Raw genomic sequence first — 26,928 nt, 5'->3', positions numbered from 1 at the left:
CGCCGGCACATCAGCAAGCGGAGACACGCGTGGACATCATCGACCAGGATGGCCTGACCATCCCCCTGCCCGACGGCACCAGGCTTTCGGCCCGTATCTGGCGCCCGGCATCGGGCGCGCCCGTCCCCGCCATTCTGGAATACATTCCCTATCGCAAGCGCGACAACACGCTGCCGCGCGACGAGACGATCCATCCGTGGATGGCGGCGCAAGGCTATGCCTGCCTGCGCGTCGATGTGCGCGGCAATGGCGACAGCGAGGGCGTGTTCGACGACGAATATTCGCCCACCGAGCTGCAGGATGCCTGCGACGTGATCGCTTGGATCGCCGCTCAGGACTGGTGTTCGGGCAATGTGGGGATGATGGGCAAAAGCTGGGGCGGGTTCAATTGCCTGCAGACCGCCTTCCTGCAGCCGCCCGCGCTGAAAGCCGTGGTCAGCGTCTGTTCCACCGTGGACCGCTTTGCCGACGACATCCATTTCAAGGGCGGTTGCCTGCTGGGCGAGAATTTCGGCTGGGGAACGCTGATGCTGTCCTATGCCTCGCGCCCCGCCGATCCGCTTCTGCGCCCCGACTGGCGCGAGGATCTGCGCCAGCGGATCGAGACGCTGCCCCACCTGTCCGAGATCTGGTCGAACCATCAGGCGCGCGACGCTTACTGGAAGCACGGCTCGATCTGCGAGGATTACGGCCGCATGAATGCCGCTGTTCTGTCGATCGGCGGCTGGGCCGACAATTACATGAACACCCCCGCGCATATCGTCGAGAATGTCGCGATGGGGAAGGCCATCGTCGGCCCCTGGGTGCACCAGTATCCCCATACCGCCGTCCCCGCGCCGCGCATCGGGTTCCTGACCGAGATGAAGACATGGTGGGACCGCTGGCTCAAGGGGATCGAGAACGGGGCCGAGGACTGGCCCGACTACCGCGCCTACATGATGACCTCGGCCCCGCCCGACGCCTCGGCGGCCGAAAGGCCGGGCTATTGGGTCGCCGATACGCTGCCCTCGCCGCATGTGAACTGGCGCGCGCTGCCGCTCTCGGCGGGCGGCGTGCTGGGCGACGGGCCGGCGCCCGACGCCACGATTCGCACCAAGCAGACGCTGGGCGCGGCGGCGGGCGAGTATTTCCCGATGGGCCTGAACGGCGAAATGGCCGGCGACCAGCGCGACGACGATGCCCATTCGGTCTGTTTCGACACGCCGCTGCCCGATGGTCTGCGTTTGCTCGGTGCCGCGACGCTGTCGCTGCGGCTGACCTCGGACAAGCCCTTTGCCTTCGTTTGTGCCCGGCTTTGCGATGTGGCGCCCGACGGATCCTCGACCCGGATCGCCCATGGGTTGCTGAACCTCCATCACCGCAGCGATCCGCCGACCCCGCTGACACCCGGCGAAGAGATCGAAGTCGAGCTGGTTCTCGACCAGATGGCCTATGAGATCGCACCCGGCCACAGGTTGCGGCTGGCGCTGTCGAATACCTACTGGCCCTTCGTCTGGCCCTCGCCGGAAATCGCGGCGCTACGGCTGTCGGCGGGGACGCTGTCCCTGCCCGTGCATGACGGCAAGGCGCCCGGCTGGACCTTCGCCGACCCCGAGGTTCCGCCGCCCGGACGCCTGCAAACATTGAGCGAAAGCCGCGATGCGCGCAGCCGGGAAATCGACATGGTCAGCGGCGTGGAAACCTATACGGTGATCTCGGACAGCGGCGAGACCCAGAACCCCGATCACGGGCTGATCACCCGCAACACGATGGTCGAGATCTGGTCGATCCACCCCGACGATCCGCTCAGCGCCAGTTGCCGGATCACCTGGACTCAGCACTTCCGGCGCGGCGATTGGTCGGTCGATACGCGGGTCGAAGCGCGGCAGACCGGCACAACCGACGCGCTTGTTCTGGATGCCAGCCTGAGCGTTCACATCAAGGACGGCGCGGAAGCCCCCGAAACCATCGACAGAAACTTTCATGCGCAGGTTGCCCGTCAGCACGTCTGATTGTTACACATAGCGCAAACATAATGATTGCTTCATCCGGCAGCCGATTGTTATTGATTCAACAGTCAAGAAAAACGGGACGCTGGAGAAGCGCCATAACCATGACCTTCCCGTCGGAAGGCTAGTCAGGGAGACATCCATGAACGACGAATTTCGCTATCTGCTGACCCGCGCCGCGCGCGGCAAGCTGGACCGCCGGGCCTTTCTGGGCCGCGCCGCCGCGCTTGGCGTGACCAGCACCGCCGCGACCGGCCTGCTGTCGAAAGCCGTGCTGGCGCAGGGTCCGCGCCGGGGCGGGAGCCTGGTGATGGGCATGCAGGGTGGCGAAAGCACCAACTCGCTCGACCCGGCGCTGGCCGCCAGCCAGGTGCCCTATGTCTATCTCCGGGTGTCGGGCGAACCGCTGGTCAACATCATGCCCGACGGCAGCCTTGACGGGCGCATCGCCGAGGAATGGACCGCGTCGTCCGACGCCACCAACTGGCGTTTCAAGATCCGCTCGGGCGTCGAGTTCCACAACGGTCAGACCGTCACCGCCGAGGACGTGGCCCAGACCCTGCGCCGGCATTCGAACGAGGAAAGCCAGTCGGGCGCGCTGGGCATCATGCGCGGCATCACGGACATCGCGGTCGATGGCGACACGCTGGTTCTGACCACCGACGGCCCCAATGCCGACCTGCCCTACCTGCTGGCCGATTACCACCTGATGATCCAGCCCAATGGCGGCATGGACGACGCCACGGCGGGGATCTTCGCGGGCGCCTACAAATGGGTCGAGAACGAACCCGGCGTGCGCCATGTGCTGGAGAAGTTCGAGAATTACTGGGATGACAGCGCGGGTCACTTCAACTCGATCGAGATGCTGGTCATCAACGATTCCACTGCGCGCAACTCGGCGCTGCAATCGGGTCAGGTTCAGTTGATCAACCGCGTCGAGCCGCGCGTTGCGGGCCTGCTGTCGCGCGCCCCGGGCGTGACCGTGGAATCGACCGCCGGTCGCGGGCATTACGTGTTCATCATGCATTGCAACACCGCGCCCTTCGACAACAACGATCTGCGCATGGCGCTGAAGCTGGGCATCAACCGCCAGGACATGGTCGACCGCATCCTGCGCGGCTATGGCTCGGTGGGCAACGACATGCCGATCAACGCCTCGTATCCGCTGTTCGACGACACGATCCCGCAGCGCGAATACGATCCCGACCAGGCGCGTTTCCACTACGAACGCTCGGGGCATTCCGGTCCCATCGACCTGCGCGTCTCGGACGTGTCCTTCCCGGGCGCGGTCGACGCAGCCCAGCTGTTCAAGGAAAGCGCCGCCGCCGCCGGGATCGACATCAACATCATCCGCGAGCCAGGCGATGGCTACTGGTCCGAGACCTGGAACGTGCAGCCCTTCTGCGCCTCGTATTGGGGCGGGCGTCCGGTGCAGGACCAGATGTACTCGACCGCCTATCTGTCGACCGCGGACTGGAACGACACGCGCTTCTTCAACGACCATTTCGACGAGCTGCTGCTGGAAGCCCGGGGTGAGCTGGACCAGACGCGCCGCAAGGCGATCTACAGCGAAATGGGCATGATGGTGCGCGATGAAGGCGGGCTGATCTGCCCGATGTTCAACGACTTCATCGACGCCTATAACGACCAGATCACGGGCTGGGTGACCAACCCCAATCTGGAACTGATGGACGGCCGGGCGCCCGTCCTGATGTGGTCGGCCGAATAAGGCCGATGCATCCTGTCCTGACTCTGGTGATCCAGCGCCTTGCGCTGGGTCTCCTTCTCCTCCTCGCAGCGTCGGTTCTGATCTTCGTCGGAACCCAGATCCTGCCCGGAGATGTGGCCCAGGCGATCCTGGGTCAGGGTGCCACCGAACAGGCCCTGCAGAATCTTCGCGCCGAGCTCGGGCTGGACCAGCCCGCGTTCACCCGGTATTTCGACTGGCTTTTCAGCGCCCTCCAGGGCGATCTTGGCACCGCGCTGTCGAATGGGCTCGATATCGCCACCTCGATCGGCGGCCGCCTTCAGAACACGCTGTTCCTTGCCGCTGTCGCCGCCTGCATCTCGGTTCCGCTGGCCATTTTTCTGGGCCTTCTGGCCGTGCGCTACCGCGACCGCTGGCCCGACAGGCTGATCTCAGCCATCACGCTTACCTCGATCTCGCTGCCCGAATTCCTGCTGGGCTACGTGATCATGTATTTCTTTTCGGTGCAGTGGGGGCTGTTCCCGTCGGTGTCGAACATCAACGACGGCATGACCTTCCTGGAAAAACTGAACGCCGTGGCCCTGCCCGCGATCGTGCTCACGCTCGTCGTGCTGGCCCACATGATGCGGATGACCCGCGCGGCGATCCTGAACGTGATGCAATCGGCCTATATCGAAACCGCCGAGCTGAAGGGTCTGCGCCGTTTCACCATCATCGCCCGCCACGCGATGCCCAACGCCATCGCGCCCATCGTCAACGTTGTGATGATCAACCTCGCCTATCTGGTGGTCGGGGTCGTGGTGATCGAAGTGGTCTTCGTCTATCCCGGCATGGGCCAGTACCTGGTCGACCATGTCGCGAAACGGGACGTGCCGGTGGTGCAGGCCTGCGGGCTGATCTTCGCGACGATCTATATCGGACTTAACCTGTTGGCGGACATCATCTCGATCCTGTCCAACCCCCGGCTGAGGCATCCGAAATGAGGGGCATTCCCATCTCTGCCCTTCTCGGGCTCATCATCACCGCGGCCTTCTTCATCGCCGCCATCCTCGCCCCCTGGATCGCGCCCTACGGCATGTCCGAAATCGTCGGCGACATCTGGGAACCGGCGTCTGACCAGTTCCTTCTGGGCACCGACAATCTGGGCCGCGATCTGCTGACGCGCATGATCTATGGCGGGCGCACGACGATCTTCGTGGCCTCGATGGCGACGGCCGTGTCGTTCTGCACCGGCGCGATCCTGGGCTTCACCGCCGCCGTCTATGGCGGCTGGGTCGATCAGGCGATGTCGCGTTTCAACGACCTCATCATGTCGATCCCGACGCTGATCTTCGCGCTGGTCGTGCTGTCGGTGATGCCGGTCACGCTGCCGATCCTGATCCTTGTCATGGGGCTCCTGGATTCGACGCGCGTGTTCCGTCTGTCGCGCGCGGTCGCGGTCGATATCAACGTCATGGACTTCGTAGAAGCGGCCCGCCTGCGCGGCGAAGGCCAGCGCTGGGTCATCTTCCGCGAGATCCTGCCCAACGCCCTGTCGCCGCTGGTGGCCGAGCTGGGCCTTCGCTTCATCTTCGCCATTCTCTTCATCTCGACCCTGTCGTTCCTGGGCCTGGGCATCCAGCCACCCAATGCCGACTGGGGCGGTATCGTGAAGGAAAACCGCGAAGGCATCGTCTATGGCATCTCGGCGGCGCTGATGCCGGCCATCGCCATCGTCACGCTGTCGATCTCGGTCAACCTCGTGGCCGACTGGGCGCTCAACCGCACCACCAGCCTGAAAGGAGGTCGCGGTGTCTGATCACGCTCAAGAACCCCTGCTCGAGATCCGGAATCTCAGGATCGAGGCCACGGCCTATGCGCCCGGCGAAAAGCCCAAGGACATCGTCATCGTCGACGATGTGTCGCTGTCGCTGGAGCGCGGCAAGGTCATGGGACTGATCGGCGAATCCGGCGCGGGCAAATCCACCATCGGGCTGTCGGCTTTGTCCTACGGGCGCGGGGGCATCCGGCTGTCGGGCGGCGAGATCCGGCTCAACGGGCGCGAGATCCGCACCGCCGGACCGGGCACGCTGCGCAACCTGCGGGGGCGCGAAGTCACCTATGTCGCGCAATCGGCGGCGGCGGCCTTCAATCCGGCGAAGAAGCTGATGGAACAGGTGACCGAGGCCACGCTGAAACACGGCGTGATGTCCAAGGAAGACGCCGAGAAACGCGCGGTCGAGCTGTTCCGCACGCTGTCCCTGCCCGACCCCGAGCATTTCGGCGACCGCTATCCGCACCAGGTGTCGGGCGGCCAGCTTCAGCGCGCGATGACCGCGCTGGCGCTCTGCCCGAAGCCGGACCTGGTGATCTTCGACGAGCCCACGACCGCGCTGGACGTGACCACGCAGATCGACGTGCTGGCGGCGATCAAGACGGCGATTGCCGAAACCGGCGTCGCCGCCCTGTACATCACCCATGACCTGGCGGTCGTGGCGCAGGTCTCGGACGAGATCATGGTGCTTCGGCACGGCAAGATGGTGGAACACGGCACCGTCCAGCAGATCATCGAAGCCCCGCGCGAGGAATATACGCGCGCGCTGATCTCGGTCCGCTCGATCGAGCACGAAGAGAAGAAACCCACGCCCGAGCCCCTGCTCAGGGTCGAGGGGGTCTCGGCCCGTTACGGGTCGATGACGAAGGACGTGCTGTCGAATATCTCGGTCGAGCTGCATGCCGGTCAGACGCTGGCGCTGGTGGGGGAATCCGGGTCGGGCAAATCGACCATGGCGCGGGTGATCACCGGGCTGCTTCCGCCCCGGACGGGCAACATCACCTTCGACGGCAAACCCCTGCCCCCGGCGCTGAAACAGCGCTCGCGCGAGGAATTGCGCCAGTTGCAGATGATCTACCAGATGGCCGACGTGGCGATGAATCCGCGCCAGACGGTGGCGACGATCATCGGCCGGCCGCTCGAATTCTATTTCGGGCTGCGCGGGCGCAAGCGCGACGAACGGGTGCAGGAGCTTCTGGACGCGATCGAACTGGGCAAGGGCTTCGCCGACCGCTACCCGGCCGAGTTGTCGGGCGGGCAGAAGCAGCGGGTCTGCATCGCCCGGGCGCTGGCGGCCAATCCCAAGCTGATCATCTGTGACGAGGTGACCTCGGCGCTCGATCCGCTGGTCGCGGACGGCATCCTGAAGCTGCTTCTGGACCTGCAGAAACGCGAGGGCGTGGCCTATCTGTTCATCACCCATGACATCGCGACGGTCCGCGCCATCGCCGATTCCATCGCCGTGATGTATCAGGGCCGCGTGCAGCGCTACGGTACGAAAAGCGAGGTCCTGACCCCGCCTTTCGACGATTACACCGACCTGCTTCTGTCCTCGGTCCCCGAGATGAAGCTGGGCTGGCTGGAAAGCGTGCTCGACCATCGCAAGATGACCAGCGCCGGCAACTGAGCCCCGCCCGCCCTCAAGACGCATTGCGCGCCCTGTCCGGTAAGTCTAGACAGGGCGCCAATTCGTTGACGATATCCCCAGAGACCGCCATGTCCGACACGCCAGACGCCAAAGACCGACCGCAGCTCTACCTCGTGACGCCGCCCGCTTTCGACGCCGAGGAATTCGCGCCGGTTCTGGCGCGGATCTGCGACGGAATCGAGGTGGCCTGCCTGCGCCTGTCGATGGCCTCGGGCGACGAGGACGCGATATCCCGCGCGGCCGACCAGCTGCGCGAGCTGGCCCATGCCCGCGACATCCCGCTGGTGATCGACCGCCATGCGGTGCTGGCCGAACGGCTGGGGCTCGATGGCGTGCACCTGCCCGAGGGCGCGCGCGACCTGCGCAAGCTGCGCAAGATGCTGGGCAATGACGCGATCATCGGCGCGGCCTGCGGCGCGTCGCGCCATGACGGCATGAACGCGGCCGAGGCGGGCGCGGATTACGTGAGCTTCGGCCCGGTGGGCGAAACCGGGCTGGGTACCGGGCAGCGCGCCGAGGCCGAGCTGTTCGGCTGGTGGTCGGAAATGATCGAGGTGCCGGTCGTCGCCGAGGGCGCGCTGACCCGCGATCTGGTCGAGATGCTGGCGCCGATCACCGATTTCTTCGCCATCGGATCCGAAATCTGGGGACGCGACGACCCGCTTGCGGCGCTGAAGGACCTGACCGCGCCCCTGGGATGACCGGGATCAGGGGGCTGTCTGCCCCCTCTTGGCCTGCGGCCAATTCACCCCCGAGGATATTTGCGGAACAAAGACGAGGGGCGCACGGCTGACGGCGTGCCGCGCGCGATCAGGCGAAGGCGATGCCCATGATGACCATCATCAGGCCGATCACCGAGACGAAGAGCGCGGCCATGTTGGCCATCACGCCTTTCTGCAGGCCGCGGCGCAAAGCGGCGTCGTCGAGCCCCTGACGGCGCAGGCGCAAGACCCAGATCACGCAGGCCACGAGGCCCACCACGCCCAGCAGCGTCACGCCCGCCCCGCCCCAGATCAAGAGTTCGCCCGTCGTCATCACCGGTCTCCGTTTTCGTCGCGTGCGGTCTAGCCGCTGCGGGCGGGCGCGGCAAGCGCCTTGCCCCCTCTGGCGCGCGCGGCTAGGAACGGAAACCAGAACCAGCACCAGAAAGAGGCCGGACCATGAGCAGCACCGACACCGCCTATGACGTCACCGCCGACGAGCTGCGCAGCTTCGTCGAGCGCTACGAGCATCTCGAGGCCGAGAAGAAGGACATCACCGACCAGCAGAAGGAGGTGATGGCCGAGGCCAAGGGGCGCGGCTACGACACCAAGGCGCTGCGCAAGATCATCGCCCTGCGCAAGAAGAAGCCCGACGAGATCGCCGAGGAAGAAGCGGTGCTGGACCTCTACAAGGCCGCGCTCGGGATGCAGTGAGCGGGGTGCCCGGCGCCCTGCGGCGGCCCGTCAGGGTTCGAGCAGGGTCACGCCGGGGATCGACGCGGCGAGGTCGATATCGGCCTCGTAGATCTCGGTCAGGCGCTCGATCGTGTCGCCGGTCCAGCCGGGGATCAGCGGATCGGGCGCGACCGCATCCTCTTTCACGAAGCGGCTGAGCAGCACGCCCAACATCTTGCGCCGCGCGGCATCGTCGGCGGGCGGGTTCCTGTCGAACCAGCGGCGCATCGCGGCATGGGTCCTGGGCGTCACCAGATCCCAGTACCAGGCAAGCCAGCCCTCGAGCACGGTATCGGGCGCGTGCCCCGACACCGCGCGCAGGATCTCGGGCCACAGGAGCGGCGTATCCTCGTCGCACCAGATGGTGATCGGCACGTCGGGCACGGCTTCGGTCACGCGCGCCAGCATGTCGGACCAGCGCAGCAGGCCCGGATCGCCCTCAGCCAGCCGGCGGGCGAGCGCGCCGCTGGAATCACCGGCCGCAAGCGCGGGCAGCAATGTCGCGGGATTGCGAATCGCCAGGAAGAATTCCAGCCGCGCCTCGGGGAAAAGATGACGGATCATCGCCGCCCGGTCGGCGGCGGCGTGATAGAGCTGGCCGTCATTCACCACCCAGGGCGGCATCGACAGCAGATTCTCGGACGAGAACACGACGCGGTCGACCTCGTCCTCGTCGAGGATGCCGTCGAGCAGGATTTCCTGCGTCTCGGCCGAGGTTTCCCGCTCGCGCATGTCGAAAGCGATCTGGCGCAGCTGCTGACGGTAGCGGCCCGGCCCGGGGACGGCGATGCCCTGTTCCAGCAGGGTCGCCCGGTTGCGCATGAGGCATTGCACGAGCGCATCGCGGTCGGTGCAATGCGCGCCGAGGTGAAAAGCGATTTCCATGCCGGCATCTAGCCCGCTGCCCGGTTCCGAAGCAAGAGCGCAGCCCGGCCTGCGCGCGCTCTTGGGTTCTTGTCGGCGCGCGGGAATACCGCTATCAGGGCGCAGCGCCGGTATAGCTCAGCTGGTAGAGCAGTTGATTTGTAATCATCAGGTCCCGGGTTCGATTCCTGGTGCCGGCACCACCCCTCTCCCTTTACCAACCGGCACCGTCGACAGGCACCGTCGGTGACATGTCCGTCGCGGCATGGGCGCAGGACTGCCCCTCTTGCGTCTCAATTGCCCCGCATGGCATTTTCCGTGACACAAGAACCGGACAAACGCGCAGGGACGTACGAGATGGATCAACTGGCCGATACCCGTCCTGCCACCGAGCGCGTTCTGGCGGTGGATCTGGACGGGACGCTGGTGCGCTCGGACATGCTGTACGAATCCTTCTGGGCAGCGATGGCGCAGGACTGGCGCACGCCGTGGATCGCGCTGCGGGGCCTGTCGGGCGGCAAGGCGGTGCTCAAGGCGCGGCTGGCGGCGATGGCGCTGCCCGATCCGGCCACCCTTCCCTATGACACGGCGGTGCTGGACGAGATCCGCCACTGGCGCGAGGCGGGCGGGCGCGTGGCCCTCGTCACCGCCGCCGACAGCCGCGTTGCGCTGGCGATTGCCGACCATCTCGACCTGTTCGACGAGGTTCATGCCTCGGACGGGCTGACCAATCTCAAGGGCCCGGCCAAGGCCGCCTGGCTGCGCGAGCGGTATGGCGCCGGGGGCTATGTCTATGCGGGCGATTCCACCGCCGATCTGGCGGTCTGGCAAGAGGCGGGCGACGCGCTCACGGTGGGCGCCGCCCCCTCGCTGCGCGCACGGGTCGAGGACCTGCATCCCAAGGCCCGCCACCTGTCGCCGCCGGAGCCGGTGCTGCCCGCGGCGCTGCGCGCGGTGCGGCCGCATCAATGGCTGAAGAACATGCTGATCTTCTTCCCGATGGTGGCCGCGCATGATTTCAACCTGATGGCCTTCGCGATGGGCGTGCTGGCCTTCGTGTCCTTCAGTCTGGTGGCCTCGTCGGTCTATCTGCTGAACGATCTGCTCGACATCGCCTCGGACCGCGCGCATCCGCGCAAACGGATGCGACCGCTGGCGGCGGGCACGCTGCCGCTGAAAACGGGCATGATGCTGATCCCGCTGCTGCTGCTTGCGGGGATCGGGGTCGGGTTGTTCCTGCCGCCCGTCTTCCTGTTGGTGCTCGCGGGCTATTACGCGCTGACGGTGGCCTATTCGCTGTGGCTCAAGCGCCGGCCGATCATCGATATCTGCGCGCTGGCCAGCCTGTACACGATGAGGGTGATCGCTGGCGGCGCCGCGGCCGGGATCGGGCTGTCGGTCTGGCTTCTGGCCTTTTCGGCCTTCCTGTTCTTCGCGCTGGCGGCGGTGAAACGGCAGGCCGAGCTGGTGGATATGATGCAGCGCGGCGTGGACGAGGCGGCGGGCCGGGGCTACCGCGTGTCGGACCTGCCGCTGGTGACGCAGATGGCGACCGCCTCGGGCTTCGTCGCGGTGCTGGTGCTGATGCTTTATCTCAACGAACCCGAAGTGCTGGTCCTCTATAGCCACCCGGTGCTTCTGTGGGCCGCCTGCCTCGCCATGCTGTATTGGATTTCGCGCATGGTGCTGGTGGCGAGCCGGGGCAAGATGGATGACGACCCGACCGTCTATGCCGCGCGCGACCGGGTGAGCCTGACCATCGTCGCGCTGATCGCCGCGCTTTTCATCGCGGCCAAGGTGTTATGAGCGCGACGGGCTGGACCCTTCTGTGGCGCTACAGCGCCTTTGCCGCCATCGCGACGCTGGCCAATCTGGGCGCGCAGCGGCTGGTGCTGCGTCTGGGCGACGGGCCTTTGCTGTTCGCGCTGGCCGTGGTGGCGGGGACCGGGCTGGGGCTGGTGGTGAAATACGCGCTCGACAAGCGCTGGATCTTTGCCGACACCGAAACCGGGATGCGCGCGCATTCGCGCAAGTTCGGGCTCTATACCGTAATGGGGCTGGTCACGACGGCGATCTTTTGGGGCACGGAAACGGCGTTCTGGCTGGCCTTCGAAACGCATGAGGCGCGCGAGATCGGCGCGGTGCTGGGCCTTGCCGTCGGCTACGTGGTGAAATACCGGCTCGACAAGCGCTTCGTGTTCACCGGGCGCGTGGCCGAGGGGGTGTGATGGAATTGTCGGGCTGGGGACGCTATCCCCGCATCGAAGGCAAACTGAGCGCGCCGCGCAGCGCCGAGGGCATCGCGGCGCTCTTGCGCAATGGTCCGGTGATCGCGCGCGGCATGGGCCGGGCCTATGGCGACGCGGCGATCGGACCGCATGCCATCTCGACCCGTCACCTCACGCATATGATCGCCTTTGACGAGACCACCGGCCAATTGGTGGCCGAGGCAGGCGTCACGCTCAAGGACATCTTGTCGGCCTTCCTGCCGCGGGGCTGGTTCCTGTCGGTGACGCCGGGCACGCAGTTCGTCTCGCTTGGCGGCGCGATTGCCTCGGACGTGCATGGCAAGAACCACCATTCCGAGGGCTCGTTCGGCACCTTCGTCGACTGGTTCGACCTGATGGGGCCCGATGGCCGCGTCACCCGCTGTTCGCGCGACGAGAATACCGATCTGTTCCACTGGACGCTGGGCGGCATGGGGCTGACCGGGATCGTCCTGCGCGCGGCGATCCGGCTGAAACGGGTGGAAAGCGGCTGGATCCGGCAGACCACCATCGCCGCCCCCGATCTCGACGCGGCGCTCGACGCGTTCGAGCGGACCTATTCCGCCACCTATTCGATGGCCTGGATCGACTGCGCCGCCACCGGCTCGGCCATGGGTCGGTCGCTGGTGATGAATGGCGAACATGCCACGCTGGCCGAATTGCCGCCCGCAAAGCGCGCGAAACCCTTTGCCGCACGCGGGCATCTGTCGCCGCGTGTGCCGGTCGATTTCCCCGGATTCGCGCTGAACCCGTGGTCGATCCGGGCCTTCAACCAGCTTTACTGGACCAAGGGACGGCTCTCGGCGGGGACCGCTCTGGTGGGGTGGGAGCCGTTCTTCTACCCGCTGGATGCGATCCGCGACTGGAACCGCATCTACGGTCGGCGCGGTTTCATGCAATTTCAATGCGTCGTCCCGCTGGAAAGCCGCGCCGAGGGGCTGCGCGCCATCCTGCGCGCGATCAGTGACAGCGGCGCGGGTTCCTTCCTGGCCGTGCTCAAGCGTTTCGGGCCGCAGGACAGCCGCCTCAGCTTCCCGATGGAGGGCTATACGCTGGCGCTCGACTTTCCCGTCAACCGCCGGTCGCTTGACCTGATGCCCCGGCTCGACGCGATCACCGCCGATCACGGCGGACGGTTCTATCTGGCCAAGGACAGCCGTATCTCGGCCCAGACCCTGCGGCGCACCGATCCCCGTTGGGCGGATTTCGCGGCGATGCGCCGCGACAGCGGCCTTGCCGCAAGCTTCGCCTCGGCCCAGAGCGAAAGGCTCGACACATGACCCCCACCCTGCTGATCCTCGGCGCCACCTCGGACGTGGCGCGCGCCTGCGCCCATCGCTATGCGCGCGAGGGCTACGACCTGATGCTGGCGGGCCGCGACCCCGAAGCGCTGGAGCCCGAGGCGCAGGATCTGCGCCTGCGCCATGGCCGGATCGTCACCTGCCACGCCTTCGACGCGCTCGACACGGCCGGTTTCGCGGGGTTCCTCGATGGCCTGCCGCATCTGCCCGACAGCGTGATCTGCGCGGTGGGCGCGATGGGCGACCAGACCGAAAGCCAGATTGATCCCGCCGCCGCCGCGCGCGTGATGCGGGCGAATTACGAAGGCCCGGCGCTGATCCTCGGGCTTCTGGCGCAGAAGATGCAGGCGCGCGACCATGGCGTGCTGATCGGCATCTCGTCGGTCGCGGGCGACCGGGGCCGGGCGTCGAACTACGTCTATGGCTCGGCCAAGGCCGGGTTCACCGCCTTCCTGTCGGGCCTGCGCAACCGGCTGGCAAAGACGGGCGTGCAGGTGATCACCGTCAAGCCGGGCTTCGTGGCGACAAGAATGACCGAAGGCATGGATCTGAACCCGCGTCTGACCGCCCTGCCCGAGGAAGTGGCCGAGGCGATCTGGCAGGCCCAGCGTCACAAGCGCGACGTGATCTATGTCCGCCGGATCTGGCGCGCGGTGATGACGATCATCCGCCTGCTGCCCGAGGTGATCTTCAAGCGCACGCGGCTCTGATCCGGGCAATGTGATTCGGCGGTACGCGTGCTTAAACGGGCGTCGCGGCGCCTTGGTTGCCGCGCCGCAGCATCCCGCAAGGACCAAGAGCGCAACGCGCGCGGTTCCGGCGACCTCCGACGCGGGAATGAGCCGCCGCGTCATGCGGGCTGGGAGGCCCGGCGGGCGTGGCCCCTAACCGCTTGACCTGTGGATAAAATCGGGGCGACGAGCGCACCACGCCCTCCGCCAGGCCGGTTTCCGACCGCCCGATCGGCGCTTTTCGGTCGGCGAAACATGGCCGATCAACTTAGCCCTTCGTTTGCCGTTCATTGCCGGTTATCCTTTCGGTCGGTAGATCGACTGCCATGACGAGGGACATGAACGAAACGCGCGCCGCAAAGGCGCGCATCTCCGCGGTCGCGGGGCGGCTTTCACTGGTGGCTACGGGGCTTGGCGCTCTGACGCTGATTGCGATCAGCGCCCAGATGATGCTGGACCATCCGGGCAGCACACCGGCGGGAAGTACCCCCCTGGCCGGCATGATGCGCGCGACGGACGAGCCGGTCACCACCGCGCCGGTGCCCCGGCCGATGCCGGCGGTTGCATCGCTTGGCGCAACGGCACCGGCGGCGCTGCTGCCCGACACCGGTATATCACCGCAGATCTGGTACAGCGCCCTGCCCGACAGCCTTCCGCCCGCGGCCTCGCAGGATTTCGATCACTCGGTGATGGTCGCGCGCCCGATGGCCGGTCGCAGCCGCGCCCCGGCGACGGAGGCCCCGCAGGCAACGGTTACGCTGGCCGCCTATGACCCGCAGGACATTGCGCGCCTTGCCACGCTGCGCGATCCGCACGAAACCGATCTGGGCAGCCTTGTCGGCGGCCGCCGTGCCGAAGGCAGCATGGTCCCGGCTCCGGCGCAACGCCTGTTCGCGCTCGCCCCTCAGGATACGGCCACGACCGAGGCGCAAGACCCCGCTCAGCCCGACACCGCCGTCATCACGCGCGCCGAGACGCAGGCCCTGCGCGCCTCGCTGATGCCGCGCGCCCGACCCTTCGTCACGGCGCAAGCGCCTGAGGAGACGCCCGAAGCCGAGGAACAGGCCGAAGCGCTGGCGCTCGCCGAAACCCCTGAGACCCCCGCCTTCGAGAACCGCGGCGCGCCGCTCACCTCGCCCGCCCCGCAACGCCGCCCCCGGATCGAACGCGCGCTGGCCGAAGCCCCGCGCGACGAGGCGCCCGTTCTGCTGGCCAGCCTGTCTGGCGACGCAACGGGCAGCCGGACGGCCAGCGACGCGCCGGCGGCCCTGGAAATCCCGGCTCTGACAGGCCGCACCAACGACCAATGCGCGGGCAGCATGACCCGCGCGATGCCCGGCCGCTCCCGCAATGCCGAAGCCGGCAGCACCGTGATCGGTCGCCTGACCGGCTCGGGCGGGCGCGAGCGTGATGACGCCATCACCGCCGAGATCCTGCGTGGCAACATGCCCGAGTTCCTGCGCGACCTCGTGCCCGTCAGCTTCGACGGCACCGATGCGCGCGGCCGTCCGACGCGGATCACCATCTGCGTGACGCCCGATTACCTTTCGGTCGGCTCGAACCGCGATTTCGTTCGCGTCCCGCTGGGCCTGCCCGCCGCGATGCGCATCGCCGAGCGTTTCGACATGGTCCTGCCCACGACCCGGATGGTGGATGAAATCTACCGTCAGGCGCAGATCCATCTGAACCCGCGCCCGATGGACCCGACCTCGGCCATGGTGACGACGGGATACTTCCTGCGCCACAACGCCACCGTGCAGGGCCAGCTTCAACAGGCCGGCGCGCGCCTGGGGCAGCTCGTCTCGGGGCACAAGAAGGATCTGGTCCTGACCAACCGCCTGCAATCGCGGCCCGGTCAGGTGGCGATCTATGGCTGGCACCAGCGCAACGGCCGGGCAATCCAGCCGCTCAGCACCGTGCATGGCGCACAATACGCCGATTACAGCCACGGGATCCGGCTGGTCTCGCGCCGGGCTTTCGTGAACGGACGCGAGGTGGATCTGCGGGATCTGCTATCCAACAGCCAGGTCGCGGGCCTGCTGAGCGAAGAAGGCACGATCACCAACCGCCAGCTTCTTGCACTGGCCGACTAAGCGCCGCCCAAGGCCGGGTCTATATCCTGACAGGTATCAGGCGCCGCGCGCCGCCGCCCCGGGCGGCGCGCCCGGTCGCGCGAGGGCCAGAGGCCGGAGGCCTCTTGTCCGAGGGCGAAACCGCTCACCCGTTCCGTGGAAGCTCACTCCTGCGAGCGCACCAGCAGTGGCATCAGCGCCTGCACCAGCGCCATCGCCCCGCCCGGCTCGTAATCCCAGCCCAGCCAGCCCCGCTTTTCGGCCGCGGCCACATTCGCCGGCGTGTCGTCGATCATCAGGATCTCGTGCGGCAGCATGTCGAGCGCCTGCTCGACCTGCTCGAACGCCTTGCCCGACGGTTTCATCACGCCGGTCTCGCCCGAGGCGAACACCGCGTCCACCTGCCCGGCCCAGCCCGCCTCCTGCGCGATCCAGCGCGCGCGGCGCGCCTCGTTGTTGCTCAGGATGACCTGCGCCAGCCCTGCCTGTGTCAGCAACGGCAACAGGCGCTCCAGCTCGGGATCGGGGTCGTGGTCGGTCTGAAACCAGATCTCCAGCACGTCCTCGGGATCGAACGCCGCCCCCGTCTCGCGCGCCCAGTCGGCCAGCCGGTCGAGCACATCCTCGCGCCCCTCGAACAGGGCCGCCTTGTCGCGCCCGAACACCGCCTGTCCCATGGCGCGCGCATCGATGCCCAGTTCCTCGCCGACCTTGCGCTGCCAGGGGAACAGGCCCTCGCCGTCGCGCTTCCCCGCCCGATTCAGAACGCCATCGAAATCCCAGACGATGGCGCGGACCGCCTCGATACCGTCGATCTTCTCGCTCATGCCAGCCGCGCCCGCAGTGCTGTCAGGGCCTCGGCATCTGCGCCCTCGCATAGGGCCGAGCGCGAGGCGAACAGCGTCGCCTGGCTGCGCAGCACCGGCTCGCCTTCGAGGATCTTCAGGTGATTGGCGCGCAGCGTCTCGCCGGTCGAGGTGATATCCGCCACCGCCTCGGCGGTCAGGTTGCGGATCGTGCCCTCGGTCGCGCCCTGGCTGTCGACCAGCTGGTAATCGGCGACCCCATGCGCGCGCAGATGGTCGCGGACCAGCCGGTGATACTTGGTGGCGATCCGCAGGCGGAAGCCGTGATCAGCCCGGAAGGCCGCCGCTGCCGCGTCCAGATCGTCAAGCGTCTCGACATCAACCCAGCAATCGGGCACGGCGATGATCAGGTCGGCATGGCCGAACCCCATTTCCGCCACGACTTCGACCACGCTGGGCCAGTCGCCCAGCTTCTCGCGCACCAGGTCGGTGCCGGTGACGCCCATATGGATGCGCCCCGCCGCCAGCTCGCGCGGGATCTCGCTGGCCGAAAGCAGGACCAGGTCCACGCCCTCGATCCCTTCGACCGCACCCGAGTATTCCCGCTCGGCCCCGGTGCGCTTCATGGTGATACCGCGTTCGGCGAACCACTCGAATGTCTTGTCCATCAACCGGCCCTTCGAGGGCACGCCGATTTTCACGCTCATTGCCCGCCCTCCAGTTCCACCAGCAGCGCGGGCCGGATCACGCCCCCCACCGCCGGGATCGAGCGTCCCTGCCCCAGAACCTGCGTCAGCGCGTCATAGCGCCCGCCCGAGGCAACCGGCGGCAGGTCAGGGCGCGTTTCGGCGAAAAAGCCAAAGACGAAGCCGTCGTAATATTCCAGCGTCGTGCGCCCGTAAGAGGCTTCGAAATCCAGCCCCGCCACGTCGACGCCATGCGCGGCCAGTACGGTGAGCCGCTGCTCGAACGTGTCGAGCGAGGGCGTGATCCAGGGCATCACCGCGGCGATGCCGCGCATCGCGCTCAGCGCCGCGGGCGCCTTGTCGGCCACCCCGACCAGCGCCTCCAGCGCATCGACCACGTCGGCGGGGATGGCGGGAGTCGCCGAATCCTCGGCCAGCCGCGCCAGCCGCGTCTCGATCTCGGCGCGCGAGCGCAGACCGATCTGCGGCGCCGGGCTTTCCACCGGATCGCCCGCCTTCATCCGTGCCAGCAGCGCCGCCCGCCCCTTGGGCAGCGGCGCGCGGCCCGCGAAGCGCTCCAGGAGCGAGCGAAACCGCACCGGGCGCCACAGATGACGCATCAGCGCGGCCTTGCGCGTGTCGCTGGTGGGCAGGCCCCGGACGGCGGCGATCAGGATGCCGATATCGCCAGTCGCCGCGCGCAGCCCCTTGCCCGCCAGCATCCGCGCGAACAGCGCGAAGACCTCGGCATCGGCCCTCAGCGGCTGATCACGATCGAAAACCTCGTAGCCCACCTGCAGGTATTCGCTGGCGCGCTCGGCGCCCTGCTCCTGCTTGCGGAACACTTCGCCCAGGTAGCAATAGCGCGCGGGATCGGCCCCGCCCGCCATATGCGCCTGCACCACGGGCACCGTGAAATCCGGGCGCAGCATCATCTCGCCCTGCACCGGGTCCTGCGTGACATAGGCGCGCGCGCGGATGTCTTCGCCATACAGGTCCAGAAGCGTCCCCGCCGGCTGCAGCACCGCCGCCTCGACCGGCGCGGCGCCCCAGGTCTGGAACGCGCCGAACAGGCGCTGGCCCTCGGCGCGGGCGGCGGGCGTGACGATGCTCATCCCGCGCGGTCCTTGTCCAGCATGTCGCGCACCGTGGCCACCAGGTCGGCCACCGGCACCTCGACCTGCGCTGGGCGGTCCTTCCATTCCTCCAGCGTCGCGCTCTCGGCGATCTTCGCGCCCAGGACCAGATCCTTGATCTGCACGACGCCGCGCTCTGCCTCGTCCGAGCCCTGGATGATCGCCACGGGCGAGCCGCGTTTATCGGCGTATTTCAACTGGTTGCCGAAGTTCTTGGGATTGCCCAGATAGACCTCGGCGCGGATCCCCGCGCGGCGCAGCGCGCCCACCATCTTCTGGTAATCCGCCATCCGCGCGCGGTCCATGACCGTGACCACGACCGGCCCGTCCGCGTCTGTCTGCGTGCGCCCCTTGGCGGTCAGCGCGGCAAGCAGCCGGTCCACACCGATACTCACCCCCGTCGCCGGCACCGCCTGCCCGGTGAAGCGCTTCACAAGGTCATCGTAACGCCCGCCCCCCGCGACCGAGCCGAATTGCCGCTTGCGGCCCTTCTCGTCGAGGATCTCGAAGGTCAGTTCCGCCTCGAATACCGGGCCGGTGTAATAACCAAGGCCCCGCACGACGGACGGATCGATGACCACGCGGTCCGAGCCATAGCCCTGCGCCTCAAGCAACGCGGCCATTTCCTCAAGCTCGTCAACACCTTCCGCGCCGATCTTCGAGTCGCCGACCAGGCGCCGCAGCTCGGCGCAGGTCCCGGCGCCGTTCTCGCGGCGCGCGGCGGTGAAGGCCAGCACCACGTCGGCCGCGCTGTCGGGGAGACCTGCGCCCTTGGTGAAATCGCCCGACTCGTCCTTGCGCCCGGCCCCCAACAGGGCGCGCACCCCGTCCTCGCCCAGCCGGTCGAGCTTGTCGATGGCGCGCAGGACAATCCCGCGCTCGGCTTCGAATTTCGACGGATCCTCGGGGTCCAGGACGCCCGCAGCCTCCATCACCCCGTTCAGCACCTTGCGGTTGTTGATCCGCACGACGAAGTCGCCGCCAAGGCCCAGATCCTCGAACACATCGGCGAGCATCGCGCAAATCTCGGCGTCGGCGGCCACGCTCGGCGCCCCGACCGTATCCGCATCGCATTGATAGAATTGCCGAAACCGGCCCGGCCCGGGCTTTTCGTTGCGCCAGACAGGACCCATCGCATAGCGCCGGTACGGCGACGGCAGATCGTTGCGATACTGCGCCGCGACCCGTGCCAGCGGCGCCGTCAGGTCATAACGCAGCGCCAGCCAGTCGCCCGCCTTGCCCTCCGCGCCACCGTCTTCCTGCCAGGCAAAGACCCCCTCGTTGGGGCGATCCACATCGGGCAGGAATTTTCCCAGCGCCTCGACCGTTTCCACCGCCGAGGTCTCGAGCGGGTCGAAGCCATAGCGATGATAGACATGCGCGATGCGATCCAGCATCGCCTTGCGGGCCGTTACCTCGGCACCGAAATAATCGCGGAACCCCTTGGGCGTCTCGGCCTTGGGACGGCGGATCTTGGTCTTGCTCATCATCGCACCCGGTTTGTCCGCGCGTGGTCTAGCCCAGCCGGGGCGCGGCGGCAAGCCGGGCCTGCCCCGGGCGCGGGCGCGCTTCGCGATTGACCCGGCTTCGGCGCGGGCGCATCATGGGGCATGTCCCGTATCGAAGACCTCGAAGAACGCATCGCCCATCTCATCCGGACGGTTGACGACCTGTCCGATATCGTCCGCGCGCAGGGCGCGCAGATCGACCGGCTGACCTATCGCACCGGGATGCTGATGGAGCGCGAGGCCGAGCGCGAAGCGGATAGCGGCACGCAGATCCCGCTGGCCGATCAGCGCCCGCCGCATTGGTGACATGCTGCTGCGCTGCACCAGCGAAGGGGACAGCGCGCTGGTCTTTACCCGCCGCCTCGATGCCGCGCCGGCCCGGGTCTGGCAAGCCTATACCAGCCCCGCGCTCTTGGGCCGCTGGATGATGGGACCGCCCGGCTGGCCGATGACCCGCGCGCAGTTCGATCCGCGCGCGGGCGGGCTCATCCATCTCGAATGGTCCGACCGGATGGGTCAGGCCCTTGCCCTGACCGGCGAGGTGATCGAGGCCGAGCCGCCCTACCGGTTGTTGCATGTCGAGCGCCTGCACCTGCCCGAAGCCTCGCCCGAGAATGTCGTCGAGACCCTGCTCGCCCCGGAGGCGGGCGGCACCAACCTGATGCTGCACATGCGCCTGCCCGATGCTGCCGCGCGCGACGAGATGCTCGCGGGCGGCCTCGCCGAGGGGCTGGAGGACAGCTTCGTGCGGCTCGAAAGCCTGCTCGCCTCGGGCTTCTGACTGCCCCCTCACCTTATCTCAAGCACTCAAAACGGCCGCCCCCTCAGCCGGGCCTTGTGGTGCCCTGCTTTCATTCTGCCCCAAATACTCAAGCCTCCAACGGAAAAGGGGCGCCCCGACGGAGCGCCCCTTCCCAAGTCCGATGAACCGGCAGATTACATCATGCCGCCCATGCCGCCCATGCCGCCCATGTCGGGCATGCCGCCACCGGCGCCTTTGGGCTCCGGCTTCTCGGCGATCATGGCTTCGGTGGTGATCAGCAGGCCTGCGATCGAGGCCGCGTCTTCCAGCGCGGTGCGGGTCACCTTGGCCGGGTCGATCACGCCGAACGAGAACAGGTCGCCGTATTCTTCGGTCTGCGCGTTGAAGCCGAAGTTGACGTCCGACGATTCGCGGATCTTGCCGGCGACGACAGCGCCGTCGACGCCCGCGTTGTCGGCGATCTGGCGCAGCGGCGCTTCCAGCGCGCGGCGCACGATGGCGATGCCCGCATTCTGGTCGCTGTTGGCGCCCGACAGGCCTTCCAGCCCCTTGCCGGCCTGAACCAGCGCCACGCCGCCACCGACGATCACGCCTTCCTGCACGGCCGCGCGGGTCGCGTTCAGGGCGTCGTCGACGCGGTCCTTGCGCTCTTTCACTTCGACTTCGGTCAGGCCGCCGACGCGGATCACGGCAACACCGCCAGCCAGCTTCGCCAGGCGCTCCTGCAGTTTCTCACGGTCGTAATCCGACGAGGTCTCTTCGATCTGCTGACGGATCTGCGTGACGCGGGCTTCGATCTCGGCCTTCTCACCGGTGCCATCGACGATGGTGGTGTTGTCCTTGTTGATCTGCACCTTCTTGGCCACGCCCAGCATGTCGATGCCGACGTTTTCAAGCTTCATGCCCAGGTCTTCCGAAATCACCTGGCCGCCGGTCAGGACGGCGATGTCCTGCAGCATGGCCTTGCGGCGATCACCGAAGCCCGGCGCCTTGACGGCGGCGATCTTCAGGCCGCCCCGCAGCTTGTTGACCACGAGGGTCGCCAGCGCTTCGCCTTCGACGTCCTCGGCGATGATCAGCAGCGGCTTCTGCGACTGGATCACGGCTTCGAGCAGCGGCACCATCGGCTGCAGCGACGAGAGTTTCTTCTCGTGCAGCAGGATGTAGCAATCTTCCAGCTCGGCGATCATCTTGTCGGGGTTGGTGACGAAATAGGGCGACAGGTAGCCACGGTCGAACTGCATGCCTTCGACCACTTCGACCTCTGTCTCCATGCCCTTGTTCTCTTCGACGGTGATGACACCCTCGTTGCCGACCTTCTGCATCGCATCGGCGATGAAGCGGCCGATCTGGGCTTCGCCGTTGGCCGAGATGGTGCCGACCTGGGCGACTTCGTCCGAGTCCTTCACCGGGCGGGCAGCAGCCTTGATCGCCTCGACGACCTTGGTGGTCGCCATGTCGATGCCGCGCTTCAGATCCATCGGGTTCATGCCGGCGGCGACGGCTTTCATGCCTTCGCGCACGATGGCCTGGGCCAGCACGGTGGCGGTGGTGGTGCCGTCACCCGCTTCGTCATTGGTACGCGAGGCGACTTCCTTCACCATCTGCGCGCCCATGTTCTCGAACTTGTCGGTCAGTTCGATTTCCTTGGCGACGGTGACACCGTCCTTGGTGATGCGCGGGGCGCCGAAGGACTTGTCGATGACGACGTTGCGGCCTTTGGGGCCCAGCGTGGTCTTCACGGCATCGGCGAGGACGTTCACGCCCTTCAGGATCTTGTCGCGGGCATCGGTGCCGAACTTGACGTCTTTAGCAGCCATTGTGGGTGCTCCAATTTCTGGTTTCTTGCGGGGGATGCGCGGCGCCGCGCATCGTCAAAGCAACGCTGTAGGGTGCGTGCTTGCACGCACCGCCGCGCGACAGGCTCAGCCGATGATGCCGAGGATGTCGCTTTCCTTCATGATCAGCAGCTCTTCGCCGGCGATCGTGACCTCGGTGCCCGACCATTTGCCGAACAGGACGCGGTCGCCCGGCTTCACGGACATGGCGATCAGTTCGCCCGAATCCTTGCGCGCGCCTTCGCCCACGGCGACGATTTCGCCTTCCGCCGGTTTCTCTTTGGCCGAATCGGGGATGATCAGACCGCCCTTGGTCTTGTCGTCGCTCTCGACGCGGCGAACCGTCACGCGGTCATGGAGGGGTTTGAATGCCATCTGTGAACACTCCCTGGGTGCTACGTTCGAACAGTCTTAGCACTCACATCCGGTGAGTGCTAACGACGCCGAAATAGGCAGGGCGCGTCCGTCTGTCAACAAGGGTGCGGCAGATTTTTTTTCTTCGCGCGGGCCCGGACGTCACGGACCCGGCAAGGCCTCGGGCAATCCGCCCGGGCCGCCCCGCGCGAAGCGCTCCCAGACGCCGGGCGCCAGCCCCTCGACCCGCGCGCGGCTCAGCGCCGTGCCATCGGGCGCGACCGCCCGGACGCCCCCGGGCCCGGCCAGCAGAATGGCCAGCGGCACAAGGCGTCCCTGCGCAGCAAGGCTACGCGCCTGCCCCGAGACGTAGACATCGACCGAGCGCTCCACAAGGGCGGCTATGCGAAAGCCCCGGATCCCGGCGATTTCCTGCATGCAGATCGTCACGCCCGCCTCCGGTGCGCCTTGCCCGTCAGACCCCCGGGCCGCAGCGCCCAGGCAAGCCGGGCGGCGATGGGCACAAGCCGCGCCGGAACGACGGAGAGGATCACTACGCCGTCACCGTCGAGCGTCGCGCGATCGAAAACCGGGACAAGCTGAAGCCGTCCGCGCAACGGGGTTGCCGCCACCAGCCCCATCGCGCGCCCATAGGCCTCGCCGGTCAACGCGGGATCGCCCAGCCCGAGGCGGATCACGCCCTCGGCCCGCTCGATCCGCAGGCAGTGCAGGGTATCGAGCGCCGCGCGCGGCAAAGCGCGCAGAAACCGCCCGCGCCGGGCACCCGAACGCGACCTGCGCGGGGCGGTTTCCACGGCGGGCGCCGGCTTGGCCTGCGGGCTTTCTTCGGCCGGCCGGACGCTGTCAAAGACCGGGATGCGCAACAATCCCGCCGCCAAACCCAGCCAGAGCCGCAGCCGCGCCTGGTCACGGCCCAGCCGGGCTTCAAGGCGAAGCGGCAGGACCAGAAGACCGGCCAGCAGCACCAGACAGGCGACCAGCAGCCAGATCAGAACCGAGGCCATCTCAGCCTTCGGGCGGTGTCGGGGTCTCGGTGTCGGGCTTGTCGCCCTTCCGCGCCTTCATTACCCGGCTGACCGTCGCGCCCAGGGCCTCGGCAAAGCTGGCCGCGTTCGAGCGCACCGGCTCGACCCGCGCGCCGTTGTCGTCAAGGATGATCGCCCCCACGGGCCGGATCCCGCCCCCCGCCGCGCTGCCGGTGCCGCTGGGCCGTGCGGCGCCCTCGGTCCCGCCGCCCGCACCGAAGCCGAAGCCGTAGCTGACCAGCGGAATCACCGTGGCATTCTCGCGGTCGATCGGTTCGCCCAGCACGTTCTTGGCGCTGAGCAGTTTTTCAAGCTCGGCCACCGTCGCCTTCATCAGGCCCACTACGTCGTCCATTCCTGCCTCCTGTTGCGCATCATCGCGAGTGTCGCGCGAAACCGGAAAAAGCGCCATGACCTGAATCAGACCCCTGGCGACGCAATGCCTGCTTGCGATGCGCGCGGGGCCGCAGTAGCTCCATGCCATGACGTTCTCGATTTCCTCCCTTGCGCTGCGCGGCGGGACGCTGGCCTTGTGTCCCCTGCCCGTCACCCCGGTCGAGCGCGCGGCCGTGGCGGCCTTCGCGCCGGATCTCGTCGTGTCGATGACGCGGCTCGACGAGATGACCGCGCTCGAAGCCGGGGATCTGCCGGATTGGCTGCGCGGCCAAGGGATCGGCTGGCGGCACTTTCCGGTTGCGGATTACGACGTGCCGCCCGACGACGCGGACTGGACCGGGCTTGCGCAGGCGGTGTTCGCCGTGCTCGACCGTGCGGGGACGGTGATCGTGCATTGCCGGGGCGGGCTGGGCCGGTCGGGCATGCTGGCGCTGCGGCTGATGATCGACAGCGGCGAAGAGCCGGACGCGGCGCTGACGCGGCTGCGCGCGGCCCGGCCCGGCGCGGTCGAGACCGATGCCCAGGTGGCCTGGGCCCGTCGCGGGCTCAGCCCGGCGTGACAGGGCCCGCCAGCTGCGCGGCGATCACCGGGCGGCGCAGGCGCAGCGTCCGCGCGGCTTCGTCCGCACGGCCCGTGCGCATCAGCGCTGCCACATAGGTCAGTTCCAGCAGATCGCGCTGCGCCCGGCTGCCGCCGAAGCGTTCCTGCTGCGCCAGAGCCGGCACCAGCGCCCCCAGCGCGCTGTCCCAGTCACCGCGCGCAATCGCCCCGAAGGCCGCCGCGACCGGCGGCACCAGATCGCCCGCGAAGCCCCCGGGGTTTTCCGCCAGCCTGGCCAGCCTGTCTCCCTGCCCGGCCATCGCATGGCACAGCGCGTTGTGCAGATCGACGAAGCTTTGCCCCGGATCGGGAAAGAAGCGCGCGGCGTAATCGCTCAGCACCCGCCAGTGGTCGGGCGGAACGGGCACGCCGGCCAGCTCGGCCCGCCACAGAAGCGACGCGGTATCCGTGAGCTTGTTGATCGGCAGCCCCTGCGAGCCGCCCGGCGCCACGCTGTCATCCAGCACCCGCCACATCGTCGCGATATCCCCGTCGAAAAGCGCCCAGAGCGCCGAATGCCAGCTCAGATGACCATGCAGCGCGCAGCGCGGGTCGAAGCCCGACAGCCACCCGTCCAGAAACTGCCGCCCGGCCCGTGTCTCGCCCAGCTCGTACAGCGCATGGCTCTTGAAATGCGCGGCATTGGCGTTCAGCGGGTTCTGCGCCAGCGCGCGCTCCATCACGGCGAGCGAGCGGTCAAGCTGCCCGGTTTCGCAAAGCGAGATCGCGTGCAGGGTGTGGATGAACCACTCATCCCCGTAATGCGGCAGCAGCGAGGCCACGTAGTCCAGCATCTCGGCCTCGCGGCCCGCCCGGCCCGAGAAGCCGATCAGCCCGAAAACGCTGCCGCAGAGCTGCACGATCATCACGTCGCGCGGATAGGCGCGGGCATGGACCTTGACCGCGTCGCGCGCCTCGGCGGCGCGACCGTTCAGCACCAGCTTCAGGATGCCGATATGCGCCCTCTCGCGCGCGTCCAGCCGATCCGACAGCGCCTCGGCCCGGGCAAGGGTCTGCCGGGCAAGGGGCGCATCGGTGGCCTGCGCGCGGGCAAGGCCGGTCAGGGCCATGGCGAATCCCGGATCGGCGGCGAGCGCCTCTTCGAAAACCGCGCCCGCGCCCCAGCGATCCGACAGGAACATCTCGACGCCCCGGTCATAGGCCGCGACGGCCTTGGCCGAGCCGGTGCTCACCGGGTTTCCGTAACGGTCTTTCAAAGCCATCGCGTCCTCCGTTCCCTCAATCGCATTTCAATCCGGCAAGGCGCCGTCCCAGTCGGCCAGCCCCGTCCGCCCCTCGGGCGTCAGCGCGTAGATGCCCGTCGCCACGCGCCGGAACCAGCCGTAATGGTTGTCGGCCATCAGGCGCGTCGCCACCGGCACGCCCGTATCGCGTGCCACCGCCGCCCCCTTGGACGGGCCGTATTCCGCCAGATAGGCCGCGCAGCGCAGGGCGTCCTGCCGATAGCCCGTCACCAGCCCGTGGCGCGTGGCACCGCCCGAATTGGGGTCGCCCTGCCGCCGCGCGAACTCGGCCTCGAGCCGCCGACGCTTTACCTGCGAGCCACGCGGCGCATAGGGGCCGGGTTCGGCCAGAAGCTCGACATGGCCGTCGCGGGCGCGCACGGTCAGCAGGCCCAGCCCCAGCCTGCGGCACATCGCGGTGTTGTCCTTGATCATGCGCCGCGCCTGCTTGCCCTCGGGGCGCATGACGGCCAGATAGACCTGCGGGCTCACCGCCAGCCGGGCGATGGCCTGATGATACAGCGTCAGCGAAAACCTGAGCTTCATCTCCACGATGACCGGATCGCCCGCCCCCATCGCCACCAGGTCGGCGGCGCCGATCTCGCCCTTCACGTCCAGACCGCGCCCTTCGAAAAAGGCTTTCAGGGGCGGATAGAGATCGGCTTCGCGTAGGGTCGGCATGCAGGATTGTCTAGCCCGGCGCGGAACCGAAGGGAACGGGC

The 26,928-nt window shown here is 67.6% G+C and carries 28 protein-coding genes and 1 tRNA gene; 16 read left to right on the top strand and 13 right to left on the bottom strand.

Translation table 11 applies throughout. The features are described from left to right. Positions 1 to 29: 29 nt before the first annotated feature. The 6 genes from C4N9_RS04405 to C4N9_RS04380 all read left to right on the top strand — a co-directional run bounded on the left by C4N9_RS04405 (position 30) and on the right by C4N9_RS04380 (position 7,858). On the top strand, positions 30 to 1,991 hold the full coding sequence (locus C4N9_RS04405) for a CocE/NonD family hydrolase (RefSeq protein ID WP_245902450.1): 1,962 nt from the start codon (positions 30 to 32) through the stop codon (positions 1,989 to 1,991). 139 nt (positions 1,992 to 2,130) lie between these two features. Next, positions 2,131 to 3,717, top strand: a complete 1,587-nt coding sequence (locus tag C4N9_RS04400; RefSeq protein ID WP_109532075.1) for an ABC transporter substrate-binding protein — start codon at positions 2,131 to 2,133, stop codon at positions 3,715 to 3,717. 5 nt (positions 3,718 to 3,722) lie between these two features. Continuing rightward, the gene (locus C4N9_RS04395) at positions 3,723 to 4,679 is read left to right on the top strand and encodes an ABC transporter permease (RefSeq protein ID WP_109532074.1); all 957 of its coding nucleotides are present in this window, start codon (positions 3,723 to 3,725) and stop codon (positions 4,677 to 4,679) included. Continuing rightward, a complete protein-coding gene (locus C4N9_RS04390; protein ID WP_109532073.1) occupies positions 4,676 to 5,494 on the top strand; it encodes an ABC transporter permease in 819 nt (272 codons plus the stop codon). The genes C4N9_RS04395 and C4N9_RS04390 overlap by 4 nt, the downstream gene beginning before the upstream one ends. Next, on the top strand, positions 5,487 to 7,136 hold the full coding sequence (locus C4N9_RS04385; protein ID WP_109532072.1) for an ABC transporter ATP-binding protein: 1,650 nt from the start codon (positions 5,487 to 5,489) through the stop codon (positions 7,134 to 7,136). Before C4N9_RS04390 ends, C4N9_RS04385 begins: the two co-directional genes overlap by 8 nt. A gap of 89 nt (positions 7,137 to 7,225) precedes the next feature. Continuing rightward, the gene (locus tag C4N9_RS04380; protein WP_109532071.1) at positions 7,226 to 7,858 is read left to right on the top strand and encodes a thiamine phosphate synthase; all 633 of its coding nucleotides are present in this window, start codon (positions 7,226 to 7,228) and stop codon (positions 7,856 to 7,858) included. Between the two features lie 109 nt (positions 7,859 to 7,967). Here the strand turns inward: C4N9_RS04380 and C4N9_RS04375 are convergent, their stop codons facing one another. After that, the gene (locus C4N9_RS04375) at positions 7,968 to 8,192 is read right to left on the bottom strand and encodes a hypothetical protein (protein WP_109532070.1); all 225 of its coding nucleotides are present in this window, start codon (positions 8,190 to 8,192) and stop codon (positions 7,968 to 7,970) included. Positions 8,193 to 8,317: 125 nt separating this feature from the next. Between C4N9_RS04375 and C4N9_RS04370 the strand changes: the two genes are divergently transcribed. Then, positions 8,318 to 8,572: a DUF2312 domain-containing protein gene (locus tag C4N9_RS04370; RefSeq protein WP_109532069.1), complete on the top strand. Its 255-nt coding sequence runs from the start codon at positions 8,318 to 8,320 to the stop codon at positions 8,570 to 8,572. A 30-nt stretch (positions 8,573 to 8,602) separates the two neighbouring features. Here the strand turns inward: C4N9_RS04370 and C4N9_RS04365 are convergent, their stop codons facing one another. After that, complete coding sequence (locus C4N9_RS04365; protein WP_109532068.1) at positions 8,603 to 9,478, bottom strand: hypothetical protein; 876 nt, start codon at positions 9,476 to 9,478, stop codon at positions 8,603 to 8,605. A 106-nt stretch (positions 9,479 to 9,584) separates the two neighbouring features. On the opposite strand from C4N9_RS04365, the gene C4N9_RS04360 reads away from it, so the two are divergent. From C4N9_RS04360 to C4N9_RS21790, 6 genes are all read left to right on the top strand, one after another. After that, positions 9,585 to 9,660 (top strand) — tRNA-Thr (locus C4N9_RS04360). Positions 9,661 to 9,814: 154 nt separating this feature from the next. Next, positions 9,815 to 11,263 (top strand): UbiA family prenyltransferase, encoded by a 1,449-nt coding sequence (locus C4N9_RS04355; protein ID WP_109532067.1) that lies wholly within the window; start codon positions 9,815 to 9,817, stop codon positions 11,261 to 11,263. After that, entirely contained in the window at positions 11,260 to 11,685 is a 426-nt protein-coding gene (locus C4N9_RS04350; RefSeq protein WP_109532066.1) for a GtrA family protein, read from the top strand. The genes C4N9_RS04355 and C4N9_RS04350 overlap by 4 nt, the downstream gene beginning before the upstream one ends. Next, positions 11,685 to 13,004: an FAD-binding oxidoreductase gene (locus C4N9_RS04345; protein ID WP_109532065.1), complete on the top strand. Its 1,320-nt coding sequence runs from the start codon at positions 11,685 to 11,687 to the stop codon at positions 13,002 to 13,004. Before C4N9_RS04350 ends, C4N9_RS04345 begins: the two co-directional genes overlap by 1 nt. After that, the gene (locus C4N9_RS04340) at positions 13,001 to 13,735 is read left to right on the top strand and encodes an SDR family oxidoreductase (protein WP_109532064.1); all 735 of its coding nucleotides are present in this window, start codon (positions 13,001 to 13,003) and stop codon (positions 13,733 to 13,735) included. Before C4N9_RS04345 ends, C4N9_RS04340 begins: the two co-directional genes overlap by 4 nt. Before the next feature lie 359 nt (positions 13,736 to 14,094). Continuing rightward, complete coding sequence (locus C4N9_RS21790; protein ID WP_168192113.1) at positions 14,095 to 15,849, top strand: hypothetical protein; 1,755 nt, start codon at positions 14,095 to 14,097, stop codon at positions 15,847 to 15,849. Positions 15,850 to 15,992: 143 nt separating this feature from the next. Here the strand turns inward: C4N9_RS21790 and C4N9_RS04330 are convergent, their stop codons facing one another. Genes C4N9_RS04330 through hisS form a run of 4 tightly spaced genes read right to left on the bottom strand, consistent with a single transcriptional unit; the run spans position 15,993 to position 19,943 of the window. After that, complete coding sequence (locus tag C4N9_RS04330) at positions 15,993 to 16,655, bottom strand: HAD-IA family hydrolase (RefSeq protein WP_168192112.1); 663 nt, start codon at positions 16,653 to 16,655, stop codon at positions 15,993 to 15,995. Beyond that, positions 16,652 to 17,341: an ATP phosphoribosyltransferase gene (gene hisG, locus C4N9_RS04325; RefSeq protein WP_109532062.1), complete on the bottom strand. Its 690-nt coding sequence runs from the start codon at positions 17,339 to 17,341 to the stop codon at positions 16,652 to 16,654. The genes C4N9_RS04330 and hisG overlap by 4 nt, the downstream gene beginning before the upstream one ends. Continuing rightward, on the bottom strand, positions 17,338 to 18,429 hold the full coding sequence (locus C4N9_RS04320) for an ATP phosphoribosyltransferase regulatory subunit (protein WP_168192119.1): 1,092 nt from the start codon (positions 18,427 to 18,429) through the stop codon (positions 17,338 to 17,340). Before C4N9_RS04320 ends, hisG begins: the two co-directional genes overlap by 4 nt. Positions 18,430 to 18,431: 2 nt before the next feature. Beyond that, a complete protein-coding gene (hisS, locus tag C4N9_RS04315) occupies positions 18,432 to 19,943 on the bottom strand; it encodes a histidine--tRNA ligase (RefSeq protein ID WP_109532205.1) in 1,512 nt (503 codons plus the stop codon). A 123-nt stretch (positions 19,944 to 20,066) separates the two neighbouring features. Here hisS and C4N9_RS04310 point away from each other — a divergent pair, with 123 nt between their 5' ends. Next, positions 20,067 to 20,270, top strand: coding sequence for a SlyX family protein (locus C4N9_RS04310; protein ID WP_109532060.1), 204 nt, complete (start codon positions 20,067 to 20,069; stop codon positions 20,268 to 20,270). A 1-nt stretch (position 20,271) separates the two neighbouring features. Continuing rightward, positions 20,272 to 20,745 carry an SRPBCC domain-containing protein gene (locus C4N9_RS04305; RefSeq protein ID WP_109532059.1) on the top strand — a complete coding sequence of 158 codons (474 nt, stop codon included), beginning with the start codon at positions 20,272 to 20,274 and terminating at the stop codon, positions 20,743 to 20,745. A gap of 155 nt (positions 20,746 to 20,900) precedes the next feature. Here the strand turns inward: C4N9_RS04305 and groL are convergent, their stop codons facing one another. From groL to C4N9_RS04280, 5 genes are all read right to left on the bottom strand, one after another. Then, positions 20,901 to 22,547 (bottom strand): chaperonin GroEL, encoded by a 1,647-nt coding sequence (groL, locus tag C4N9_RS04300; protein ID WP_109532058.1) that lies wholly within the window; start codon positions 22,545 to 22,547, stop codon positions 20,901 to 20,903. Between the two features lie 105 nt (positions 22,548 to 22,652). Next, the gene (locus C4N9_RS04295) at positions 22,653 to 22,940 is read right to left on the bottom strand and encodes a co-chaperone GroES (protein WP_109532057.1); all 288 of its coding nucleotides are present in this window, start codon (positions 22,938 to 22,940) and stop codon (positions 22,653 to 22,655) included. A 141-nt stretch (positions 22,941 to 23,081) separates the two neighbouring features. Further along, a complete protein-coding gene (locus tag C4N9_RS04290) occupies positions 23,082 to 23,369 on the bottom strand; it encodes a hypothetical protein (RefSeq protein WP_109532056.1) in 288 nt (95 codons plus the stop codon). Continuing rightward, positions 23,366 to 23,944 (bottom strand): DUF2953 domain-containing protein, encoded by a 579-nt coding sequence (locus C4N9_RS04285; RefSeq protein WP_109532055.1) that lies wholly within the window; start codon positions 23,942 to 23,944, stop codon positions 23,366 to 23,368. The genes C4N9_RS04290 and C4N9_RS04285 overlap by 4 nt, the downstream gene beginning before the upstream one ends. Before the next feature lies 1 nt (position 23,945). Further along, on the bottom strand, positions 23,946 to 24,320 hold the full coding sequence (locus C4N9_RS04280; protein ID WP_168192111.1) for a spore germination protein GerW family protein: 375 nt from the start codon (positions 24,318 to 24,320) through the stop codon (positions 23,946 to 23,948). A 127-nt stretch (positions 24,321 to 24,447) separates the two neighbouring features. On the opposite strand from C4N9_RS04280, the gene C4N9_RS04275 reads away from it, so the two are divergent. Continuing rightward, positions 24,448 to 24,921: a phosphatase domain-containing protein gene (locus C4N9_RS04275; RefSeq protein ID WP_109532054.1), complete on the top strand. Its 474-nt coding sequence runs from the start codon at positions 24,448 to 24,450 to the stop codon at positions 24,919 to 24,921. On the opposite strand, the gene C4N9_RS04270 is transcribed toward C4N9_RS04275, so the two are convergent. Together C4N9_RS04270 and C4N9_RS04265 are read right to left on the bottom strand one after the other, a co-directional pair. Next, entirely contained in the window at positions 24,908 to 26,185 is a 1,278-nt protein-coding gene (locus C4N9_RS04270; RefSeq protein WP_109532053.1) for a tetratricopeptide repeat protein, read from the bottom strand. The two genes, C4N9_RS04275 and C4N9_RS04270, sit on opposite strands and share 14 nt — an antisense overlap. A gap of 27 nt (positions 26,186 to 26,212) precedes the next feature. After that, positions 26,213 to 26,887, bottom strand: a complete 675-nt coding sequence (locus C4N9_RS04265; RefSeq protein WP_109532052.1) for a DUF2161 domain-containing phosphodiesterase — start codon at positions 26,885 to 26,887, stop codon at positions 26,213 to 26,215. Positions 26,888 to 26,928 lie beyond the last annotated feature (41 nt).

This window comes from Pararhodobacter marinus (assembly GCF_003122215.1).
GTDB classification, from domain to species: Bacteria; Pseudomonadota; Alphaproteobacteria; order Rhodobacterales; family Rhodobacteraceae; genus Pararhodobacter; species Pararhodobacter marinus.
This window is presented reverse-complemented; position numbering and strand designations above follow the sequence as displayed.

What these genes read in the sequence shown, in the direction of transcription:
- C4N9_RS04390 (WP_109532073.1), top strand. Translation starts at nt 4,676, where the DNA reads ATGAGGGGCATTCCCATCTCTGCCCTTCTCGGGCTCATCATCACCGCG.
- C4N9_RS04305 (WP_109532059.1), top strand. Translation starts at nt 20,272, where the DNA reads ATGCTGCTGCGCTGCACCAGCGAAGGGGACAGCGCGCTGGTCTTTACC.
- C4N9_RS04395 (WP_109532074.1), top strand. Translation starts at nt 3,723, where the DNA reads ATGCATCCTGTCCTGACTCTGGTGATCCAGCGCCTTGCGCTGGGTCTC.
- C4N9_RS04380 (WP_109532071.1), top strand. Translation starts at nt 7,226, where the DNA reads ATGTCCGACACGCCAGACGCCAAAGACCGACCGCAGCTCTACCTCGTG.
- hisS (WP_109532205.1), bottom strand. Translation starts at nt 19,943, where the DNA reads ATGAGCAAGACCAAGATCCGCCGTCCCAAGGCCGAGACGCCCAAGGGG.
- C4N9_RS04285 (WP_109532055.1), bottom strand. Translation starts at nt 23,944, where the DNA reads ATGGCCTCGGTTCTGATCTGGCTGCTGGTCGCCTGTCTGGTGCTGCTG.
- C4N9_RS04355 (WP_109532067.1), top strand. Translation starts at nt 9,815, where the DNA reads ATGGATCAACTGGCCGATACCCGTCCTGCCACCGAGCGCGTTCTGGCG.
- C4N9_RS04350 (WP_109532066.1), top strand. Translation starts at nt 11,260, where the DNA reads ATGAGCGCGACGGGCTGGACCCTTCTGTGGCGCTACAGCGCCTTTGCC.
- C4N9_RS04365 (WP_109532068.1), bottom strand. Translation starts at nt 9,478, where the DNA reads ATGGAAATCGCTTTTCACCTCGGCGCGCATTGCACCGACCGCGATGCG.
- C4N9_RS04375 (WP_109532070.1), bottom strand. Translation starts at nt 8,192, where the DNA reads ATGACGACGGGCGAACTCTTGATCTGGGGCGGGGCGGGCGTGACGCTG.
- C4N9_RS04400 (WP_109532075.1), top strand. Translation starts at nt 2,131, where the DNA reads ATGAACGACGAATTTCGCTATCTGCTGACCCGCGCCGCGCGCGGCAAG.
- groL (WP_109532058.1), bottom strand. Translation starts at nt 22,547, where the DNA reads ATGGCTGCTAAAGACGTCAAGTTCGGCACCGATGCCCGCGACAAGATC.
- C4N9_RS04310 (WP_109532060.1), top strand. Translation starts at nt 20,067, where the DNA reads ATGTCCCGTATCGAAGACCTCGAAGAACGCATCGCCCATCTCATCCGG.
- C4N9_RS04330 (WP_168192112.1), bottom strand. Translation starts at nt 16,655, where the DNA reads ATGAGCGAGAAGATCGACGGTATCGAGGCGGTCCGCGCCATCGTCTGG.
- C4N9_RS04295 (WP_109532057.1), bottom strand. Translation starts at nt 22,940, where the DNA reads ATGGCATTCAAACCCCTCCATGACCGCGTGACGGTTCGCCGCGTCGAG.
- hisG (WP_109532062.1), bottom strand. Translation starts at nt 17,341, where the DNA reads ATGAGCGTGAAAATCGGCGTGCCCTCGAAGGGCCGGTTGATGGACAAG.
- C4N9_RS04345 (WP_109532065.1), top strand. Translation starts at nt 11,685, where the DNA reads ATGGAATTGTCGGGCTGGGGACGCTATCCCCGCATCGAAGGCAAACTG.
- C4N9_RS04275 (WP_109532054.1), top strand. Translation starts at nt 24,448, where the DNA reads ATGACGTTCTCGATTTCCTCCCTTGCGCTGCGCGGCGGGACGCTGGCC.
- C4N9_RS04265 (WP_109532052.1), bottom strand. Translation starts at nt 26,887, where the DNA reads ATGCCGACCCTACGCGAAGCCGATCTCTATCCGCCCCTGAAAGCCTTT.
- C4N9_RS04370 (WP_109532069.1), top strand. Translation starts at nt 8,318, where the DNA reads ATGAGCAGCACCGACACCGCCTATGACGTCACCGCCGACGAGCTGCGC.
- C4N9_RS04270 (WP_109532053.1), bottom strand. Translation starts at nt 26,185, where the DNA reads ATGGCTTTGAAAGACCGTTACGGAAACCCGGTGAGCACCGGCTCGGCC.
- C4N9_RS04340 (WP_109532064.1), top strand. Translation starts at nt 13,001, where the DNA reads ATGACCCCCACCCTGCTGATCCTCGGCGCCACCTCGGACGTGGCGCGC.
- C4N9_RS21790 (WP_168192113.1), top strand. Translation starts at nt 14,095, where the DNA reads ATGAACGAAACGCGCGCCGCAAAGGCGCGCATCTCCGCGGTCGCGGGG.
- C4N9_RS04280 (WP_168192111.1), bottom strand. Translation starts at nt 24,320, where the DNA reads ATGGACGACGTAGTGGGCCTGATGAAGGCGACGGTGGCCGAGCTTGAA.